This is a genomic window from Chryseobacterium sp. CBo1 (genome assembly GCF_001693475.1).
Lineage (GTDB): Bacteria > Bacteroidota > Bacteroidia > Flavobacteriales > Weeksellaceae > Chryseobacterium > Chryseobacterium formosense.
This window is the reverse complement of sequence record NZ_MAUH01000001.1, coordinates 462,576-479,673: the sequence shown is the minus strand read 5'-3', so window position 1 is coordinate 479,673 and position 17,098 is coordinate 462,576. Positions and strand designations below refer to the sequence as shown.

The following is a 17,098-nucleotide window of genomic DNA, read 5'->3' as shown; positions in this document are numbered from 1 at the left end:
CAAGGGTTATCGTTCACATAAAGTTAACAATAATATTGTTTTCGTAATATTTAGTTAAGAAAAATTTAAAATTCTCTAAACCATTTACACCATCAAACTTTTCTTCCTTTGCACCGAAAGAATATACAAACTAAAGGAAGTAAAAGAATGAAAATTTATAAACTCAGCATTGCAGTCCTATTTTTATCCGGATCTGTATTCTATGCACAGGAAAACCAGCAAGATACAGTAAAGAATGAAAAGAAAATTGAAGGAGTAGTAATTCAGGGAAGTACAAATAAAAAAACTGAAACTGCAATATTACTGGATCAAAAAAAAGCTGTCATTCAAAAACAGGCAATAGGTGCTGAAGAAATTTCAAGAAAAGGTATCTCTAATGTTGAACAGGGTCTTACTAAGATAACCGGTATTACAACCGTAGACGGAAGAGGTTTATTTGTAAGAGGTTTAGAAGAGAGATATAACTACTTATTAATAAACGGACTGGGATCACCATCCAATAACCCTTTCCAAAAAATCATTGCTTTGAAACAGTTTCCTACAGATGTTGTGGGAAAACTGAATATTTATAAAACGTTCAACTCGAATCTTTATGGAGATTTTGCAGGTGCAACTTTCGACATTGAAACTTTGACAATGGACCGCTCTTTTTCCAAGGTTGAATTCAGTGTGGGAGTAAATACTTTAAGTACTTTCAGAAATAACTTCTTGGTGTCTGAAAACACTGATGGTATGAAAGGATATTTCGGACTTAACAGCAGAGATAGACGCTTTCCTGAAAATCTTGATAATATAAGACCTTCCAATTATCGTTTCAGCACAGATGAGTCACGAGGCTATTTTAAAGACAATTTTAATGTGGACGCAATAAAATCAATGCCCAATACTAGCATAGGATTTACGACTGCACAAAAAATTAAAGCCGGAGAAAACGGAAACCTTGGAATTTTATTCTCACTCAACCAAAGCTCGGAATTTTCTTTTAGAGAAGGTGCGAAAAATCAGTTCCTTGATAATGGCGGACAAACAATTGTACTTAATAATAAACTTCAAAGAAAATCTTACAATTACGAGCTGGAATCTTCTGCCCTACTAGGCTTAGGATATAAAAGCAGAAAAACCCAGATAAACCTGAATGCAATCTATCTACAAAATGCCAATAACATTGTGGAAGATTTCTTCGGATACAAGAATCAGCAGGTTCAAAATGAAGATATCGGATTCTTCAGAGTAAATCAGCTTGATATTTCCAGATTTCTCGATTTACAACTTACCGCTTCTCATAAAATCAACGACAGACATAATGTAAAGGCAGGTGTAAGTTATGTAATGAACAACTACCAGCAACCCGACCGTAAAATTATGGAAGGTTCCCGACAAGATAACCAAGGAAATATGCTTAGTGACGATCAGCTATTGATTACTTATGGTGGAAACAATATCATCAGACAATATCTTGACGTAAATTCAAGGTTTTATGGTTCCGCATTTGGTGAATATACTGTCTCACTGGGTGAAAAAGGAGATAAAAAAGAATATCCGATTCAGATCAGTTTAGGATATAATGGTTTTGCCGATCTTAGAAAAACTTCTTACCGTTTTATCTTCGCCTATCCAAATGGAACAGCGGGACAAGGATTTATCATCGACAGAAATAAACCTCAGGCAGGATTTGACAGAGATATGCAAAACAATCTTTTCTATTTTCAGGAAGGTTCTGATGCATATTTGCCATTCACCTCTATTTATCAATTCGTAAATGCAGGATACCTGAATTTCAACTACAAACCAAACGATACCTGGGATATTTTAATTGGTGCACGCTACGAAAATGATTTAAGCTTAATCAGATACAACAAACAAGGCAGTGAAAAAAGAGAAAGTATCGAAAAAAACAGAGACTTGTTCTTACCGTCATTGGCAGTAAAAAAAGCATTAAATGATAGAAGTAATTTAAGATTAGCTTTCAGCAAAACTGTGACAAGGCCTGTACTGATCGAAACAATGCCGATTGAATACATTAATCCTGATAACGAAACCATTGTTGGAAACGCAAACATCCAGAATAGTGAAAACTATAATATTGATTTAAAATACGAATACTTCCCTACCAACAGAGAACTTGTTGCGGTAAATTTGTTTGCAAAAAGAATTGATAACCCTATTGAAAGATCTTTTAGAACTTCGGGTAACTCCAATGGTGTGGCAATAACCTTTTACAATGCGAAAAAAGCAGATTTGATTGGTTTAGAACTGGAAGGGGTGATGAGTTTATCAAGAATTTCTGAAGCTTTAAATAAATTCAGTCTTGGTGCAAATGCGACATTTATGTACACTAATGTTGAAAGAAGCCCGGAACAGCTTCAGCTTGAAAAGCCTGATGGATTTACTGAAGATCAGCTTAATAAAAGAGGTTTACAGGGTGCTGCGCCTTATACTATTAATGCCGATTTAAAATACGAGATTAAAAAAAGGAACTCTCTTAACAGAACATTTTCATTTGTTTATAATGTTTCAGGATCTAAAATATTTGCAGTAGGTTCTTCAGGTACGGATAATTTCTACGAAAAACCATTTCATCAATTAGACTTTGTTTATCAGGAACAGATTACCAAAAATTGGAATATAAAATTCGGCGTTCAGAATATTTTAAACACTCAGTATAGAATTGAGTTGGGAGACAAAAGCTACTATAACGTAAATACTAACAATAACTTTCAATACACTAATTACTACAGAGGTACAACGTTCAACTTTACTGTAGGATATACATTCTAAAAAAATAAATAAAATAAAATGAAAAGAATACTCTTACCTTTAGCAACTGTGTTAATTACAGGATTCAGTATGACATCTTGTACAATTGAAGTGAATGACGGAATTGAAGAAGCTCCAACAATAATTTCAGGTGACGAAACTTTAAAAGGAATTATTTCAAAGGATGTGGTTTTCAAAAAAGGAAACTACACTTTAGACGGAATTGTAAAAGTTACTAACGGTGCAAAAATAACTATCGAAGCAGGAGCTGTATTTAATGTAGTAACGACAAAAACAAGTGCTTTGGTAATTCTAAACGACGGATTAATAGATGCACAAGGAACAGCAACCGAGCCAATCGTCTTCACCACTTCTACTAAAACTCCTGGAGACTGGGGTGGAATCACAATCTATGGTGAAGCTCCTATCAAAGCTTTAAATGGAAATACAACTGCTGTGTCTGAAGATGGAAATGCATTAACTTATGGAGGTACAAATCCAAATGATAATTCAGGAATCATGAAATTTGTACGCGTAGAATACGCAGGTAAAAAAATCGGAGACGGTACATCAGAAACCAACACCTTTACCTTCTATTCAGTAGGTGCAGGAACGGTTTTAGAAAACCTTGTAGCTTATAAAGGAACAGACGATGGTTTTGAATGGTTCGGAGGAACGGTAAGTGCTAAAAACTTAGTATCTTATGGTAACTTTGATGATTCTTTCGACTGGCAAGATGCATGGAGCGGGCAAAACAATTCAAACTGGTTTGCTTATCAGGTTGGAACAGGAAATTTCGGAATGGAAATAGAAGCTTCCAGTAATGCGGATAATGTAGCTCCTAAAGTAAATAACCTAACACTAATTAGAGCTGCAGGTACAAATCCTGAAGCTGCAAATTCACCAGAAATTACAGCTATTCAATTTAAAAAGCAAGGTTCTGGAATTTTCAGCAATGTGTATATTAGTGGATATAAAAACATTGGCGCACAAAAAGCTTACTCTGTTCTTATTCAGGATAGTGCTACTGAAACCGGACAGGTAAATACAGGAAAAATTGTAGTTTCTCCAATGACATATTTAGATTCAGACAATCCATTGGTTTGGGGATATGCATTCACACCAAATGGAGGAAAAACTTTCACAAATGCTACTACAGTAACTAAAGTATCTCTACCAACAGGAGCTTGGGCAACTGTAGACGGAGTTAACCTTCTTTCTGCATTATAATCAAGTAATTAGTTTCTTCATATCAAATTGAAAAACACGCTCGGGAAGATTCTTTCCGGGCGTGTTTGTTTTTTTATTAAGCTCAAAATTATTTATATTAAATTTCAAATATTCATTTGTATTTTCCGTTGGCAGAGTAAAGAGAAAATGGTAATTTGGTCTTTTCAAACAAAAGAGATTTCTGCGAAGAATTTTTACAGGAAGAAATTCAAAATATTATGAAGAAAAATTATTTCAAATTAATCATAACTGCTTTTATTATAAGTTCTGTATCGTTGGGTATTCAGTCTTGCAGTACAGACGAAGAAACCATCAATTCTATCATTCCGACAGGGATTGCTCAAGATCCGAACAATTTCAAAGGTGAGGTTACCAATGGCGAAGTCGTAACTCTTGATCCTACAAAGGTATATGTGATGAACGGTTCGGTAAAAGTAAAAAACGGTGGAAAACTTGTGATTCCGGCAGGTATAAGGATTGTTGCTACAGCAGGAGCAGATTCTTATATTCTCGTAGAACAGGGCGGACAAATATTTGCAAACGGAACAGCAGGATCTCCGGTAATGTTGATGTCAGCAACGGCAGCGCCAGGAAACTGGGGCGGATTGATTATTTGTGGTAAAGCACCCATCAATACAGGTGCTTCCGGAACTTCAGAAATAGGAAATTCACCTTATGGAGGAACAGATGCGGTCGATAATTCTGGTATTCTGAATTATGTGAAAATCGAAAATGCAGGTGCTCCTTTCGGAACCGATAAAAAATTCAACGGACTTTCTCTGTTTGGAGTAGGAAGCGGAACAAGAGTTGAAAATGTAGCTCTATTTAATACAGCCGATGACGGAATCGAAATTTATGGCGGAACAGTAGCTGTTGCTAATATTGTTTCTATCGGCAATACGAATAATGCTTTCAGCTTTAAAGACGGATGGGTGGGTACAGCCTCTAATATTTTCACTAAAAGAAGAACCGACGGCACAGGAAATAACGGAATCAAAGGCATCAACAACGCTACAAATCCCGATGCTTCTCCCCGATCAAACCCAACCATTAAAAATGCAACAATAATAGGAGGTAACGATACCGGTGAAACCAATGCTGTAAGATTATCTTCAGGAGCTCAGGCAACTGTCGAGAACTTTGTCATCTCTAGCTGGAAAACAGGCTTTAATCTTGAAAGTGATGCGACAGTGACTTATTTCAATGGTCAGAGCAAAATAAAGGACATTCTGTTTAATGCAAATGTTACAACAAAAGCATCGGCAACTTCAAGCGCAGGAACAGCAGTAACTATTGTAGCAAATACTTATACCGAGAAAACCGATGCAAGTGGAGCCGGAAATGGAGAAACTACTCCAACTTGGGCAATTGGATGGTCCGGATTACAATAATCTATTAGATTTAAATTAATAATAATTCCTTGGAAATTTTTTCTGAGGATTTTTTTATTACATATCATCCTTTAAACTGAGAAGGCGTCATCCCCGTCTGTGATTTGAAAAATTTTGAAAAACTTGCCTGATCATAAAATCCCAGATCAAAAACAATGTCTTTCACAGACATTTCACTCACTTTGAGAAGACGTTTGGCTTCAAGCAAAATTCGATCCTGAATCAATGATGAAGCCGAAGAATTGATACTTTTTTTGCAGATGACATTCAAATAATTTGGCGAAATATTAAGCTTTTCAGCATAAAATGAAACTGATCGCTCTTCTTTGAAATACTCGTCAATAAGAGGTAAGAATTTTGAAAAAATAGGATTGTAATGATTCTGATCATCATTGTTAAATGTAAGCTCAACGGCCTTGCTCAATAACAATCCGATTACCTCATTTCTCTTCCTGATAATCTCCCAAAAAATATTTTCTTCATCCAGTAATTTTTTGATTGCCTTAAATTCATAAATGATTGATGTAAATGCATCATCAGAAAGATCAATCACCGGATGATTCTGGTATAAAGACTGGGAAAATCTCAAAGTGGGAACTAACGTTTCAAACCAGTTTCGGCTGATCATCAACTGATACCCTACAGTTCCGGGTTCAATTTTCCATTGATGTACCTGATCAGGAAAAACCAGATGAACTTGTTTATTTTTGATTTCATAATCTACAAAATCGATCGTGTGGCTGCCTTTTCCCCGATCAAAAATATTAATTACAAAAAAATCATGCTTGTGCGGATGATCAATTGAACGCTCACCATACAGCTCATTGAACAGTAAATTACTGTCCAACGACTGGTCTTTTCGGAAATCCTCAATTCCCAAAACCGGAAAGTGATCAGACTGATGATGCATCCAAATGATTTGCTTTTAAAATTAAAAAAATTTAATAAAGAAATCATTTTTAACATTATTATTTTTAAGGATTACGATTCCAATATTTTAGCAATCTGACTGAATCCCAATCTGTACGCATGTTCCAAAGCAGTAACACCGTCTTTATCTGCAATATCTTTTGCCCCTCCATTTTTTAAAATCTGAACAATCTGCTGATATTTAAGACTACCATCACCAAGAATCACGGCTTCCATTAAAGCAGTCCAACCCAACCTGTTCACATGATTGATCGGAAAATCTTTTGTGTAAGCCAAAAATTTCACCGTTTCTACATGACCTCTTTCACAGGCAGGAATTAAAGCAGTTCCGTTGTACCGATTGAAAACATCGAATCTTGCACCGTTCTGAAGAAATAATTTCACCAATTCTGTTTGTCCATTTGCTCCTGCATACAAAAATGGACTGTCTAACTGCTGATCTTGCAAATTGACATCTGCACCATATTCTACAAGCAGTTTTGAAATTTTGATCTTTTTTCCTACCGCAGCAAGTAATAGCAAAGAACGTCCCCTCGAATCTTTTGTGTTCACATCAATCCCACTTTCCAAAGCTGCTCTTACGCCCTCTGCATCATTACTTTTTACAAGTTCAATTATACTTTTATTTATAACCATTTCTTTCTTTACAGACTGAGAAAAGCACATTTCAATTACAAGAAATAATAAGAAAATTAAAACTTTCGTCAGTTTGCTATTTAAATTAATAAACAATATTTCCTTTATAAATGAGGGATTCCACTTTTGAAATTCTTGATACCGCTTCTGCAGAACAACTTGCATTTACCAATACAAAATCTGCATCGTCACCATTTTTTGGCCACTGTTGAACTCCTTTATCATCTAAAGGAAGAAGATCAGCCGTTGCAAGTTTCAGACTTCTCGAAAGTAAAAATTCAGTTGACTGCCCATAAAGCTGAGCATAAAGATTTGCTTTTTCCAAAACACTTCCTGTTCCGTAGGTATTCCAATGATCTACGATACTGTCATTTCCAGTATAAACGATTACATTGTGATTTTTTAAAAGTGGCAGAGGCATGATGAGGTTCCCGATTGGTATTGTAGAGATGATACCAATTTGTGTGTTTCCTAATTTTTCGGCAATTTCTTCCTGTTTTATCTTTTCTAATTTTCCTAAAACAAAACAATGACTTAAGAAAGTTTTTCCTTTCAGTGCAGGATTTTCATTTACTTTATCAATTAAATATTCCACCGTTTTCAAACCCGATTCTCCGGTTTCATGTAAGTGGATATCAATTCCTTTTTGATGATCCAGAGCCAATTGAACGGTAAAATCCATCATCTTTTCAATTGCTCCGTCGATTGTGTAAGGATCGACTCCACCGATGAAATCTATATTCATCTTTGCAGCTTCTTTCAGATAAGGCACAGAATTTCTGTAGAAAACGCCATGCTGTGGAAAAGCCACAATCTCAGCACCAAAACTTTCCTTTTTCTTGTCTAAGGCTTTTTGAAGATTTTTCAGGGAATCTAATTTGGAAGTTGGCTCGATGTTCACATGGCTTCTTGCAAAAGCAGTTCCTTTTGACTGTAGCAACTCAATCATTTTTTCTGCTTTATAAGTAGAATTTTTGAGAATTTCGGGCATGATCTGTTCTTCAAGTTCAATCATTCCTTTCACGCCGCCTTTTCTTTTTCTTACAGCCTGCCATTTATCTCCATAAAAAGTTTTATCCAGATGAATATGCATATCTCTGAATGCAGGAAGCATTAAAAATCCTTTTGCATCCACCGCTTTTGCTTTAGGATCATTCTTGCTGATTTTTGTGATTTTTCCGTTTTCGGTTTCAACTAAAAACAAATCTGTATTAGTACCAATTACTTCACCTTCTTCATATTCAAAACCAGTTTCAAGACGGACATTTTTTAAAGTTAATTTTCCGTTAGATGATAAAGTTTTATTTCCATAAACTGTTTCTGCATTCATCATTACAGGTGACAAACCTATTCCTGCCATTGCTAAAGCAGAATTTTTGAGAAAATCTTTTCGTGAAATGTTATTGGATTTTACCATTCTAAATTTCTATCATACAAAATTAGGAAGTAGCAAAACTTTATAATTGTATATTTTATTACATTGCTTGTATGAATTATTTATTAACAGATTTTGAAAGCTTTTATCATCTTTAATGAAATATTAATCTTTGTTCTTTTATAACAAAAAAAGGATGAAGCTTAACCTCATCCTTTTAAAATATTTATTTTTATATCTAAGAATATTCAAATTTTCTTACCGCTTCCAGAGTCATATCAATTTCTCTGTCTTTAATCGCATCACTGATGAAATAGGTTTCATACCCACTTGGCGGAAGATAAATTCCGTTGGTTAACATCTGATGGAAGAAATTATTGAACAGTGCATGATTGGCATTTTGAGCCTCATCAAAATTGGAAACCGCATTGATATGAAAGAATACCGACATCATCGAACCTTTTCTGTTGATTCTATGCTCAATTCCTTTCTCATTTAAAATTTTACCGATCTCTAAATCTAAAGTTGCTGTTGTTTTTTCTAATCGGTTGAAAAATTCAGGATCATTTTTAATGATTTGCAAAGTTTTTAAACCTGCTCTCATCGCCAACGGATTTCCGCTCAGTGTTCCTGCCTGATAAACACCACCTTTTGGTGCAAGATGATCCATAATTTCGTTTCTGCCCGCAAAAGCTCCAACCGGAAGTCCGCCTCCGATAACTTTTCCGTACGTTACCAAATCAGCTTTCACATTAAATAATTCCTGAGCTCCACCAAAAGCCAGTCTGAAACCAGTCATCACTTCATCAAAAATCAATAAAGCTCCGTTTTCGTCACAGATTCTTCTCAGGTTTTGTAAGAAATCATTTTCTGGCAAAACGCAACCCATATTTCCTGCAACAGGCTCGATAATTACCGCAGCAATTTCACCGTGATTATGCCTGAACAGATCCTGAACCTGTTCAAAATCATTATATCTTGCCAACAAAGTATCTTTTGCTGTTCCCTGTGTTACTCCAGGAGAATTTGGATTCCCAAAAGTTGCTGCACCACTTCCTGCTTTAATCAAAAACGAATCAGAATGGCCGTGATAACAACCTTCAAATTTTATAAACTTGTCTCTCCCGGTAAAACCTCTTGCCAGTCTGATCGCACTCATGCAGGCTTCCGTTCCCGAAGAAACCATTCTGATTTGGTCGATATTAGGAACATTTTCTGTAATAAACTTTGCAATTTCAGTTTCTAATTCAGTGGGTGCGCCGAAAGAAAAACCTTTTTCCGCCTGAATTTTTAATTCTTCCAAAACTTCAGGATGCGTATGCCCTAAAATGGCAGGTCCCCAAGAGTTGATGTAATCTATATACGTATTATCATCCGCATCGGTAAGATAAGCACCTTTCGCCGATTTCATAAAAACGGGAACTCCCCCCACTGATTTAAAGGCACGAACCGGAGAGTTTACACCACCGGGAATGTATTTGTAAGCTTCTTCAAATAAAGCCGAACTTCTTTGGTATTTCATTTTTTTAGTTGACAGTTGTCAGTTGTTGATCGTTGATAGATTTGCTGTTATAAAACAAACAACCATCAACCCAAACCCAACAACCAATTTTAGTTTCTAGGTTTTTTATCGATCAAATAAATCAGCTGCCCGGAAGAAGGTTTTTGACCTTCATCCATTCTGTTTTTTGCGTATAATTTATTGAGTTTAATTCCGAATTTTTGGGCAATATCGTACATATCTTCACCATATTCTGCTTTGTACGTTGCTGTATTTCCTGCCGAGTTTTTAGATTCTAGAAATACAATTTCATTTTTTGCCAGTGCATTTCCTTCAAGCTCGTTCCATTTTATAAGTTTGCTTTCGCTGATCTTGAATTTTTTAGCAATAAACTGTATATCTGTATCTTCAGGAATGACGATATATTTTAAACCACCATTCGGATGACTTTTAATTAAAATTGAATTTAAAATCTCCGTTCTGGTCTTTACTCTTTCTTTTTTCTCAGGAGCTAAAGCATAAACCTTAGGCTGAGATTGAGTTTTAGGAGTCGGAGCGATGGTTTTCTTCTTTTCCTTAACAGGTTCCAGCTGAGCCATAAACTGTCTGTCTTCCTGCAATCCCGGGTATTTTTTTAGTACTGCATAAAGAACTTCTTTAGAATTGACATCATCAAATTCATACAGTTTATATTTTTCAATCTTCCCGATTAGAATCGATGCATAACGGGGATTTGTTGCATAACCTGCTTTTTTCAAACCATGTGCCCAAGCTTTGTAATCCTTCATATCAAGGTCAAAAAGTTTGGTGTAATATTTTCTGGTTGCCAAAAATATTGAGTGGTCTTCGTAAGACTGTTTCGGATCATCATACACACGGAAACATTCATTCGGAGCATCATCGGTGTGCTTCATTGTTTTCCCGGTCCAGTCTTCTTTACATTTTATTCCGAAGTGATTTTTCCCTTCCTGAGCCAAACGGCTTTGTCCGCCACCTGTTTCCAAAAGTCCTTGTGCAAGCGTAATTGAAGCCGGAATTTTGTATTTCTCCATTTCTTCAACAGCGTATTGTGCAAATCTTTGGATGTACTGATCTTCTGTTGCCCAGGTCTGAGCTGAGAATTTTGATAAAACTAAAAGGCTAATTAGTAAGAAAAGTCTTTTCATTTTTTATTTTTTTGAATAAATAAACACTTCGAATAACTAATAAGAGTGTTTTACTTTTACATTTATAGTATTAAATCTCTGTTCTGTTTCTCCAGCATCAGATTAACTCCCTCAATTCCCTGCAAACCACCAGTGTGAAAACAGAGAATTTTACTTCCTTCCGGGAAATAATCCGCATAAATCATTTCAAAAACTTTCTGCATCATTTTTCCTGTATAGATAGGCTCTAACGGAATATCAAACTTCATTTTAAAATCATTGATAAAACGCACATTTTCATCATTTATTTTACCATAACCGCCAAAAGCTGCATCGGTTAGATGAAAATTTTGTTTTGAAGTTAGTTCAGAAGTCTTGTTTTCCAAAGAAGAATCATCAACCACCTTAAATCCTATAACTTTCTGATTTTCTTCACAAAACTCTGAAATCCCCGCCAATGTTCCGCCGGTTCCAACTGCTGTGCAAAGATAATCAAAATCTTTTGTATCGTTATTGAGCATCATTTTTATGCCCTGAACCGCATTTATATTCGTTCCGCCTTCAGGAATAATCAACGCTTCAGGAAATTCCTGCTGTAAAAATTCGGTGAGTTTATCTTTATGGCGGTATTCTTCACGGGTAACGAATTTTAGATTCATCCCATTTCTTTTAGCAAACACCAAGGTCGGATTATGCGTCCATTTATTTTCTAATTCTTCTCCACGAATAATTCCTAAAGTTTTAACCTTAGCCAAATTTCCTGTTGCTGAAACAGCTGAAATATGATTTGAAAATGCTCCGCCAAAAGTTATGATAAGAGGGTTTTTAGGTTGATTCTCAAGATAATGATTAATGTTAAAAAAAAGTTTCCAGTATTTATTTCCTGAGATTTGAGGATGTATTAAATCTTCCCTTTTGATAAAGAGTTTAATATTTTTCTGAACGGGAATTTCCTGAATCGGAATTTTCTCTGATAGAATTTTTAACATTACAGCTTAAAACTACACTACAAAATTAAGATTTTTAATTATTTTAATAATATTTTAATTTTCATTTCATAAACTTTGTGAAACTCCAAAATTTTCTTTTTTTGAGATAATTTAAATCATGCTCCATTGCATAAGCTTCCCTTTCAAAAGATATTGACTTATAAGCCTGATAAGCATTTTTCAACCTGAAAAAATGATAATAATATTCCACCATATAAAGAATATAAAAAAATATGATCAACAGTTCTAATTGCTGTCTGATGTGAATTTTTTCATGATTAATCAATACTCTATTCTTCTTATCTTCAGGATTCTTGATGAAAATAAAAGGAAAGAGTGTAATGCCGTTTATTTTTGTATTTTTGAGGAGCCTTTGGCATACAATTATCATAATAACAAATATAAAAGTTTTGATTTAACTTATGGCACTTTTTCAAATCAAAGAAGGTGAAGACTTTTACTATAACGAGCAGGGCTATAAGGTTTTTACAGAAAAATTTCATCTGAAACGTGGACATTGCTGTAAAAGCGGATGCAGACACTGTCCGTACGGATATGATAAAAAGACAGACACATTTATAAAAACCAATAAAAAAAATAAATAAAATGAAGAAATATATTTTTATTTTGCTTGCTGCAAGTTTAGGTTTGTCATCATGCAGCCCTTTCAAAGTGCGTTCAGATTACGCGCAGACAGCTAATTTCTCGTCATACAAAACGTATAAAATCAGAATAGATGATCTGAAGCTGAACGATATTGATAAAGACAGGGTTTTGAACGAGCTTTCTAAGCAATTGCAGATGAAAGGTCTCCAGTCTGGAGAAAACCCTGATTTGATCGTTAATGTGAAAGCAAATCACAAAAAAGTTACTGATATTACGACATCCAATCCTGGCGGAATGTGGGGATGGGGCGGTGGTTTCGGATGGGGAATCGGAATGAACAGAACCTGGAGCAGCAACTACAATGAAGGAGCAATAATCGTTGATATGGTTGATGCAAGATCTCAAAAGCTGGTTTGGCAGGGAATTGGAAGCGGAATTTCTGTAGACCGACCAAAAGCTAAGCAGAAACAGATTCCTCAGATCGTGGGTGAAATTATGGCTAACTATCCTCCGGGAATGAAGAAATAATAAAATTTTCAATTTAAATTATATAAAAGTCAACACAAATTTTGTGTTGACTTTTTTTGATTACACACTAAAAATAAGGGTTTTTAAAAATAATTATTCTTTGATGGTTTTAACAGTCTGTGATTTTCCGTCTTTAAATTCTATCGTCATAAAATAAATTCCTGCTTTCAAATCGCTTAGATTTATTTTCGAAGATGGTTTTTCTATCATTCTGATCAGTCTTCCGGAAACATCTGTGACTTTTAATTGTTTTATTTCTTTTGTGTCAGAAAGGGTAATCACATCAGTAAAAGGATTTGGATAGATTTTAAAATCATTTAATTTTAAATCGCTGGTAGATAATGCCGTTTTCGGTTCCCAGACTGCATCATCCCAATAGTGACCAGCCCAGGTTGTTCCGGGATTTCTGATGGCCAGTCTTGCATTTGCAGGAACTGTTGTAGGCACATCAAAAATTCTTTCTGAAGTACTATCATATGTGCTATTAGTGATTGTAATCGATTGCAGTGTTACAAAAGTTGTTGCATCATCAACGTCCGTTATATACCCAAAATCTAAAAGTCCCGGTCCTGAATTTACTCTTACCTTAAATTTAAAGTGGTGCGTTCCCGCATTGATATTGGTAAGTGACGGCATGACGACAATGGAAACTTTATTATATCCTGTCTGATAAACATTACTCGGGCTGGATGCAGGAGAAGTGCTTGAAATAATCTGATTTCCGCCACCTGCTGTAAGAATACTATTCCAGCAAGAAGGAACTACTCCCATGTTACAGCATGACAGCGTATCAAAATTTTCAGAAAATTCAGATACTGCATTACACTGGGCATTCAAAAATGAACCGACAGATGCAGTAATAAGACCTGCAAAAAGAAAATTGTTTTTAATCATTCTAAATAAATTTAATCACAAAAATAAATATAAATTCTATTGCCATTTTATAAATAATTATGATTTATATCAATTAAAAATTCATTCATACTTTATATTAAACTTAATTAATTTTAATAAAAGAATATAAAATTTACAAATACCACTGTTTCAAAATCAAACAATAAATATTGTGCATAACGTTGTAAAATTTAATATTAGTGAGTCTTACTTTTAATAATAATGTAATTTTACATTCACCAAATTGTATTAATCTTACCGCAAATTATATTTTTATGAAAAAACTATTTTTATTCTTTACATTCTCGCAGCTGGCTCTTGCACAGGCTCCTGCAGGATATTACAACTCAGCCAACGGATTATCAGGAGCTCAGCTTAAAACTGCATTAAGCAATATCATCACTAACGGACATCAGGACAAAGGCTACAACGGACTTTGGACCGCTTACAAGACAACCGATATTGATAAAAATTACGAAAATGACGGCTCTATTCTCGACATTTATTCCGAAAGACCAAGTTCTGCAGATCCTTATAAATATACTCCCGGAAATAATCAATGCGGAACGTATTCTACCGAAGGAAATTGCTACAACCGTGAACACATCGTTCCTCAAAGTCTCTTCAGTGAAGCTTCTCCTATGAAATCTGACGTCCATTTCATCAGAGCAACCGACGGAAAGGTAAACGGAATGCGTTCCAATTATCCTTTCGGGAAAGTCGGGAGTGCAAGCTTTACTTCTTTAAATGGTTCTAAGCTTGGAAGCTCTTCTTCTGCAGGATTTTCAGGGACAGTTTTTGAACCGATTGATGAATTTAAAGGTGACGTAGCCAGAATGGTTTTTTATTTTGTCACGAGATACCAAAGTAAACTTTCTACATTCTCTACAGGAAACATGCTTGGATCTTCGGCATTTCCGGGACTTCAAACGTGGGAACTGAATGTACTTTTAGCTTGGCACAATCAGGATCCGGTTTCTCAGGCTGAAATTAACAGAAATAATGCTTCTTATACTTTTCAGGGAAACAGAAACCCGTTTATTGATAACCCAAGTTATGTGAATCAAATCTGGGGCGGACAAGCTCCAACAACAGACACACAGACCCCGTCAACTGTTACTAACTTAACGGTTTCCGGTAAAACAACCAATACAGTTTCTTTAACATGGAATGCTTCCACCGATAATGTAGGGGTATCATCTTACGATGTTTATATGAATGGTAGCTTAAAAACCAATGTTGCATCAACTTCTACAACTGTTTCTGGATTAAACCCCTCTACAACGTATAATTTTTATGTAAAAGCGAAAGATGCAGCAGGAAATGTTTCTGCAAACAGCTCAACTGTTTCGGCAACAACAAATGCTGGAACAACCAATCCTAACCCGACAGGTTGTGTAAGTGAAAATTTCGAGACCATTCCATCGGCAAGCTCATCATCGTATTCTACAAGGACATGGACGAGCAACGGAATTACATGGACTGCAACTGATTCCAGAACCGATCAAACAATTACAAATAAAGCCATAACCATAAGAGACGGATCATTAAAATCAAACAGCTCAGCAAACGGAATTGGCTCATTAACCGTTACAACTCAACTGAAATTCAGTGGAAGCAATGGTACTTTTAATATTCAGGTAAATGGTGTAACGGTCGGCACTGTACCATATAGCACAACTGCAACGACTACAACCATTAACAACATCAATGTTTCCGGAAATGTAGTGATAACTTTAGTTAATAATTCTGCCAGTAACAGAGTAGCGATTGATAATTTAAGCTGGACTTGTCATAATACAGCTTCAAGACAAGCGAAGACCCCAAGTTTTAATGCGGAAGCAAAAGAATTAAAAATCTATCCTAATCCAATTGTGAATAATGAAATTTTTGTAAAAGGTGAAACTGAAAGCATCAAAAAAGCGGAGATCTATAACCTTCAAGGGAAAGTAATGCAGACTTTTGATCATCCTTTCAGAAAGGAAAATTCAATTAGAATTAAAAGCTTATTACAGGGAACTTACATTTTAAAACTTGACGAATCAGCCTTAAAATTTATCGTAAAATAATTTGTAATTATTATCACTAAGCAATAAAAATGCTGTCCTGAATTTCCGGACAGCATTTTTATAAATTGACGATTTAATCAGACAGCTTCAAAGCTAAAGTCGGTCGTATATTTTATATCATATTGTTTATATGATTGGCAGACATTCATATTTTTAATCAATCCATTATCTTTTGAAAGAGTAAGATTTCCTGTAAAACTAAGATCATTCTGAGTGTCATCAGCTAAAGACTGGACAAGAGAAATTTCGTTTTGATTTTCCAATGAATTTACTGTTTGCTGAATAGGTAATGAATCAGAATTGAAATTTATTTCAAAAAAAGATGTTCCGTTTCTAAAAGGATTTCGGAATGAGGAAAAATACGTTTTCAAGAAGTAATCCTGCTTCATTTTCTGATCAAAAAGTACAGGGTTCTGAACGACATATTTAAATTCTTCAAGATAAATTGCAGCATATTTGTCATGAAACAGATCATACAATTTTGCCATTATTCCATTCAAATCATTCAAAATCTTATTTTTTACAGCAGTTCTAACTAATTCTCCTTTAGAATTAACATAAACCTCCACCGAACCTAAACAATTCATGCTTTCGACAGCAAGATAGCTCATTTTGGTATCATGAAGATTCGAAAACTGATCTTTTGAAAAATGAAAAAGATGTTCGTTGAATTCGTTTTTAATCCATTGTAAAGATGCGACATAAGAGAATGCGTTCTCGATTATTTTACCACCGTCATTGGTTGATTCTTTAATTTTAACTTTAAAATCATTGGAAAACCCAACCGGATCAAATATAATTTCCGGATTTCTTTCTAAACTTTTGAAAGGCGCATCATTTCTTGCGTTGTAATCATTTATTTTCTTTAAATCAGGTAAAAGAAGCTTCTTTCCGGGGACGAGCTCTTTTTCGATAAAATCTTCATGTCTGCAGTAGGTATTGTGAAATTCTTTAACGTATACAGGATTTTCAAGCTTAATTTTTTCTGCAATGTTTTCCAGTGTATCTCCGGGAAGTATAAAGTGAATCATCATAAATTTTAGAGCT

Annotated in this window: 15 protein-coding genes; 6 read left to right on the top strand and 9 right to left on the bottom strand. The window is 35.0% G+C overall.

Translation table 11 applies throughout. The features are described 5' to 3' along the window. The first annotated feature begins 147 nt into the window (after window positions 1-147). The 3 genes from BA768_RS02405 to BA768_RS02395 all read left to right on the top strand — a co-directional run bounded on the left by BA768_RS02405 (window position 148) and on the right by BA768_RS02395 (window position 5,378). Complete coding sequence (locus tag BA768_RS02405; RefSeq protein WP_065719542.1) at window positions 148-2,778, top strand: TonB-dependent receptor plug domain-containing protein; 2,631 nt, start codon at window positions 148-150, stop codon at window positions 2,776-2,778. Window positions 2,779-2,796: 18 nt separating this feature from the next. Then, window positions 2,797-3,987 carry a hypothetical protein gene (locus BA768_RS02400; RefSeq protein ID WP_065719541.1) on the top strand — a complete coding sequence of 397 codons (1,191 nt, stop codon included), beginning with the start codon at window positions 2,797-2,799 and terminating at the stop codon, window positions 3,985-3,987. A 218-nt stretch (window positions 3,988-4,205) separates the two neighbouring features. Beyond that, window positions 4,206-5,378, top strand: a complete 1,173-nt coding sequence (locus tag BA768_RS02395; protein ID WP_065719580.1) for a hypothetical protein — start codon at window positions 4,206-4,208, stop codon at window positions 5,376-5,378. A gap of 64 nt (window positions 5,379-5,442) precedes the next feature. Here the strand turns inward: BA768_RS02395 and BA768_RS02390 are convergent, their stop codons facing one another. The 7 genes from BA768_RS02390 to BA768_RS02360 all read right to left on the bottom strand — a co-directional run bounded on the left by BA768_RS02390 (window position 5,443) and on the right by BA768_RS02360 (window position 12,345). After that, window positions 5,443-6,288, bottom strand: a complete 846-nt coding sequence (locus BA768_RS02390) for a helix-turn-helix domain-containing protein (protein ID WP_065719540.1) — start codon at window positions 6,286-6,288, stop codon at window positions 5,443-5,445. Window positions 6,289-6,359: 71 nt separating this feature from the next. Then, window positions 6,360-6,944 carry an ankyrin repeat domain-containing protein gene (locus tag BA768_RS02385; protein WP_228388264.1) on the bottom strand — a complete coding sequence of 195 codons (585 nt, stop codon included), beginning with the start codon at window positions 6,942-6,944 and terminating at the stop codon, window positions 6,360-6,362. A gap of 85 nt (window positions 6,945-7,029) precedes the next feature. Beyond that, window positions 7,030-8,361: an amidohydrolase gene (locus BA768_RS02380; protein ID WP_065719539.1), complete on the bottom strand. Its 1,332-nt coding sequence runs from the start codon at window positions 8,359-8,361 to the stop codon at window positions 7,030-7,032. A 196-nt stretch (window positions 8,362-8,557) separates the two neighbouring features. Beyond that, window positions 8,558-9,841 (bottom strand): glutamate-1-semialdehyde 2,1-aminomutase, encoded by a 1,284-nt coding sequence (gene hemL, locus BA768_RS02375; RefSeq protein WP_065719538.1) that lies wholly within the window; start codon window positions 9,839-9,841, stop codon window positions 8,558-8,560. 89 nt (window positions 9,842-9,930) lie between these two features. Continuing rightward, entirely contained in the window at window positions 9,931-10,986 is a 1,056-nt protein-coding gene (locus tag BA768_RS02370; RefSeq protein WP_034674155.1) for a glucosaminidase domain-containing protein, read from the bottom strand. A 62-nt stretch (window positions 10,987-11,048) separates the two neighbouring features. Next, on the bottom strand, window positions 11,049-11,954 hold the full coding sequence (locus tag BA768_RS02365) for a 1-aminocyclopropane-1-carboxylate deaminase/D-cysteine desulfhydrase (RefSeq protein WP_065719537.1): 906 nt from the start codon (window positions 11,952-11,954) through the stop codon (window positions 11,049-11,051). Window positions 11,955-12,015: 61 nt separating this feature from the next. Beyond that, window positions 12,016-12,345 (bottom strand): hypothetical protein, encoded by a 330-nt coding sequence (locus tag BA768_RS02360; protein WP_034674151.1) that lies wholly within the window; start codon window positions 12,343-12,345, stop codon window positions 12,016-12,018. A 31-nt stretch (window positions 12,346-12,376) separates the two neighbouring features. Between BA768_RS02360 and BA768_RS02355 the strand changes: the two genes are divergently transcribed. Together BA768_RS02355 and BA768_RS02350 are read left to right on the top strand one after the other, a co-directional pair. After that, window positions 12,377-12,559: a DUF5522 domain-containing protein gene (locus BA768_RS02355; RefSeq protein ID WP_034674149.1), complete on the top strand. Its 183-nt coding sequence runs from the start codon at window positions 12,377-12,379 to the stop codon at window positions 12,557-12,559. A gap of 1 nt (window position 12,560) precedes the next feature. After that, window positions 12,561-13,088, top strand: coding sequence for a DUF4136 domain-containing protein (locus BA768_RS02350; protein ID WP_047480708.1), 528 nt, complete (start codon window positions 12,561-12,563; stop codon window positions 13,086-13,088). A gap of 93 nt (window positions 13,089-13,181) precedes the next feature. Here BA768_RS02350 and BA768_RS02345 read toward each other — a convergent pair whose 3' ends face one another. Next, window positions 13,182-13,982, bottom strand: a complete 801-nt coding sequence (locus BA768_RS02345) for a T9SS type A sorting domain-containing protein (protein ID WP_065719536.1) — start codon at window positions 13,980-13,982, stop codon at window positions 13,182-13,184. 275 nt (window positions 13,983-14,257) lie between these two features. Between BA768_RS02345 and BA768_RS02340 the strand changes: the two genes are divergently transcribed. Continuing rightward, on the top strand, window positions 14,258-16,051 hold the full coding sequence (locus BA768_RS02340; protein WP_065719535.1) for an endonuclease: 1,794 nt from the start codon (window positions 14,258-14,260) through the stop codon (window positions 16,049-16,051). 77 nt (window positions 16,052-16,128) lie between these two features. Here the strand turns inward: BA768_RS02340 and BA768_RS02335 are convergent, their stop codons facing one another. Next, window positions 16,129-17,085, bottom strand: a complete 957-nt coding sequence (locus BA768_RS02335) for a hypothetical protein (protein ID WP_065719534.1) — start codon at window positions 17,083-17,085, stop codon at window positions 16,129-16,131. Window positions 17,086-17,098 lie beyond the last annotated feature (13 nt).

Excerpts from the sequence above, each read along its gene's own strand:
- BA768_RS02335 (WP_065719534.1), bottom strand. The coding sequence starts at position 17,085 with ATGATGATTCACTTTATACTTCCCGGAGATACACTGGAAAACATTGCA.
- BA768_RS02350 (WP_047480708.1), top strand. The coding sequence starts at position 12,561 with ATGAAGAAATATATTTTTATTTTGCTTGCTGCAAGTTTAGGTTTGTCA.
- hemL (WP_065719538.1), bottom strand. The coding sequence starts at position 9,841 with ATGAAATACCAAAGAAGTTCGGCTTTATTTGAAGAAGCTTACAAATAC.
- BA768_RS02400 (WP_065719541.1), top strand. The coding sequence starts at position 2,797 with ATGAAAAGAATACTCTTACCTTTAGCAACTGTGTTAATTACAGGATTC.
- BA768_RS02370 (WP_034674155.1), bottom strand. The coding sequence starts at position 10,986 with ATGAAAAGACTTTTCTTACTAATTAGCCTTTTAGTTTTATCAAAATTC.
- BA768_RS02365 (WP_065719537.1), bottom strand. The coding sequence starts at position 11,954 with ATGTTAAAAATTCTATCAGAGAAAATTCCGATTCAGGAAATTCCCGTT.
- BA768_RS02380 (WP_065719539.1), bottom strand. The coding sequence starts at position 8,361 with ATGGTAAAATCCAATAACATTTCACGAAAAGATTTTCTCAAAAATTCT.
- BA768_RS02345 (WP_065719536.1), bottom strand. The coding sequence starts at position 13,982 with ATGATTAAAAACAATTTTCTTTTTGCAGGTCTTATTACTGCATCTGTC.
- BA768_RS02340 (WP_065719535.1), top strand. The coding sequence starts at position 14,258 with ATGAAAAAACTATTTTTATTCTTTACATTCTCGCAGCTGGCTCTTGCA.
- BA768_RS02355 (WP_034674149.1), top strand. The coding sequence starts at position 12,377 with ATGGCACTTTTTCAAATCAAAGAAGGTGAAGACTTTTACTATAACGAG.
- BA768_RS02405 (WP_065719542.1), top strand. The coding sequence starts at position 148 with ATGAAAATTTATAAACTCAGCATTGCAGTCCTATTTTTATCCGGATCT.
- BA768_RS02390 (WP_065719540.1), bottom strand. The coding sequence starts at position 6,288 with ATGCATCATCAGTCTGATCACTTTCCGGTTTTGGGAATTGAGGATTTC.
- BA768_RS02395 (WP_065719580.1), top strand. The coding sequence starts at position 4,206 with ATGAAGAAAAATTATTTCAAATTAATCATAACTGCTTTTATTATAAGT.
- BA768_RS02385 (WP_228388264.1), bottom strand. The coding sequence starts at position 6,944 with ATGGTTATAAATAAAAGTATAATTGAACTTGTAAAAAGTAATGATGCA.
- BA768_RS02360 (WP_034674151.1), bottom strand. The coding sequence starts at position 12,345 with ATGATAATTGTATGCCAAAGGCTCCTCAAAAATACAAAAATAAACGGC.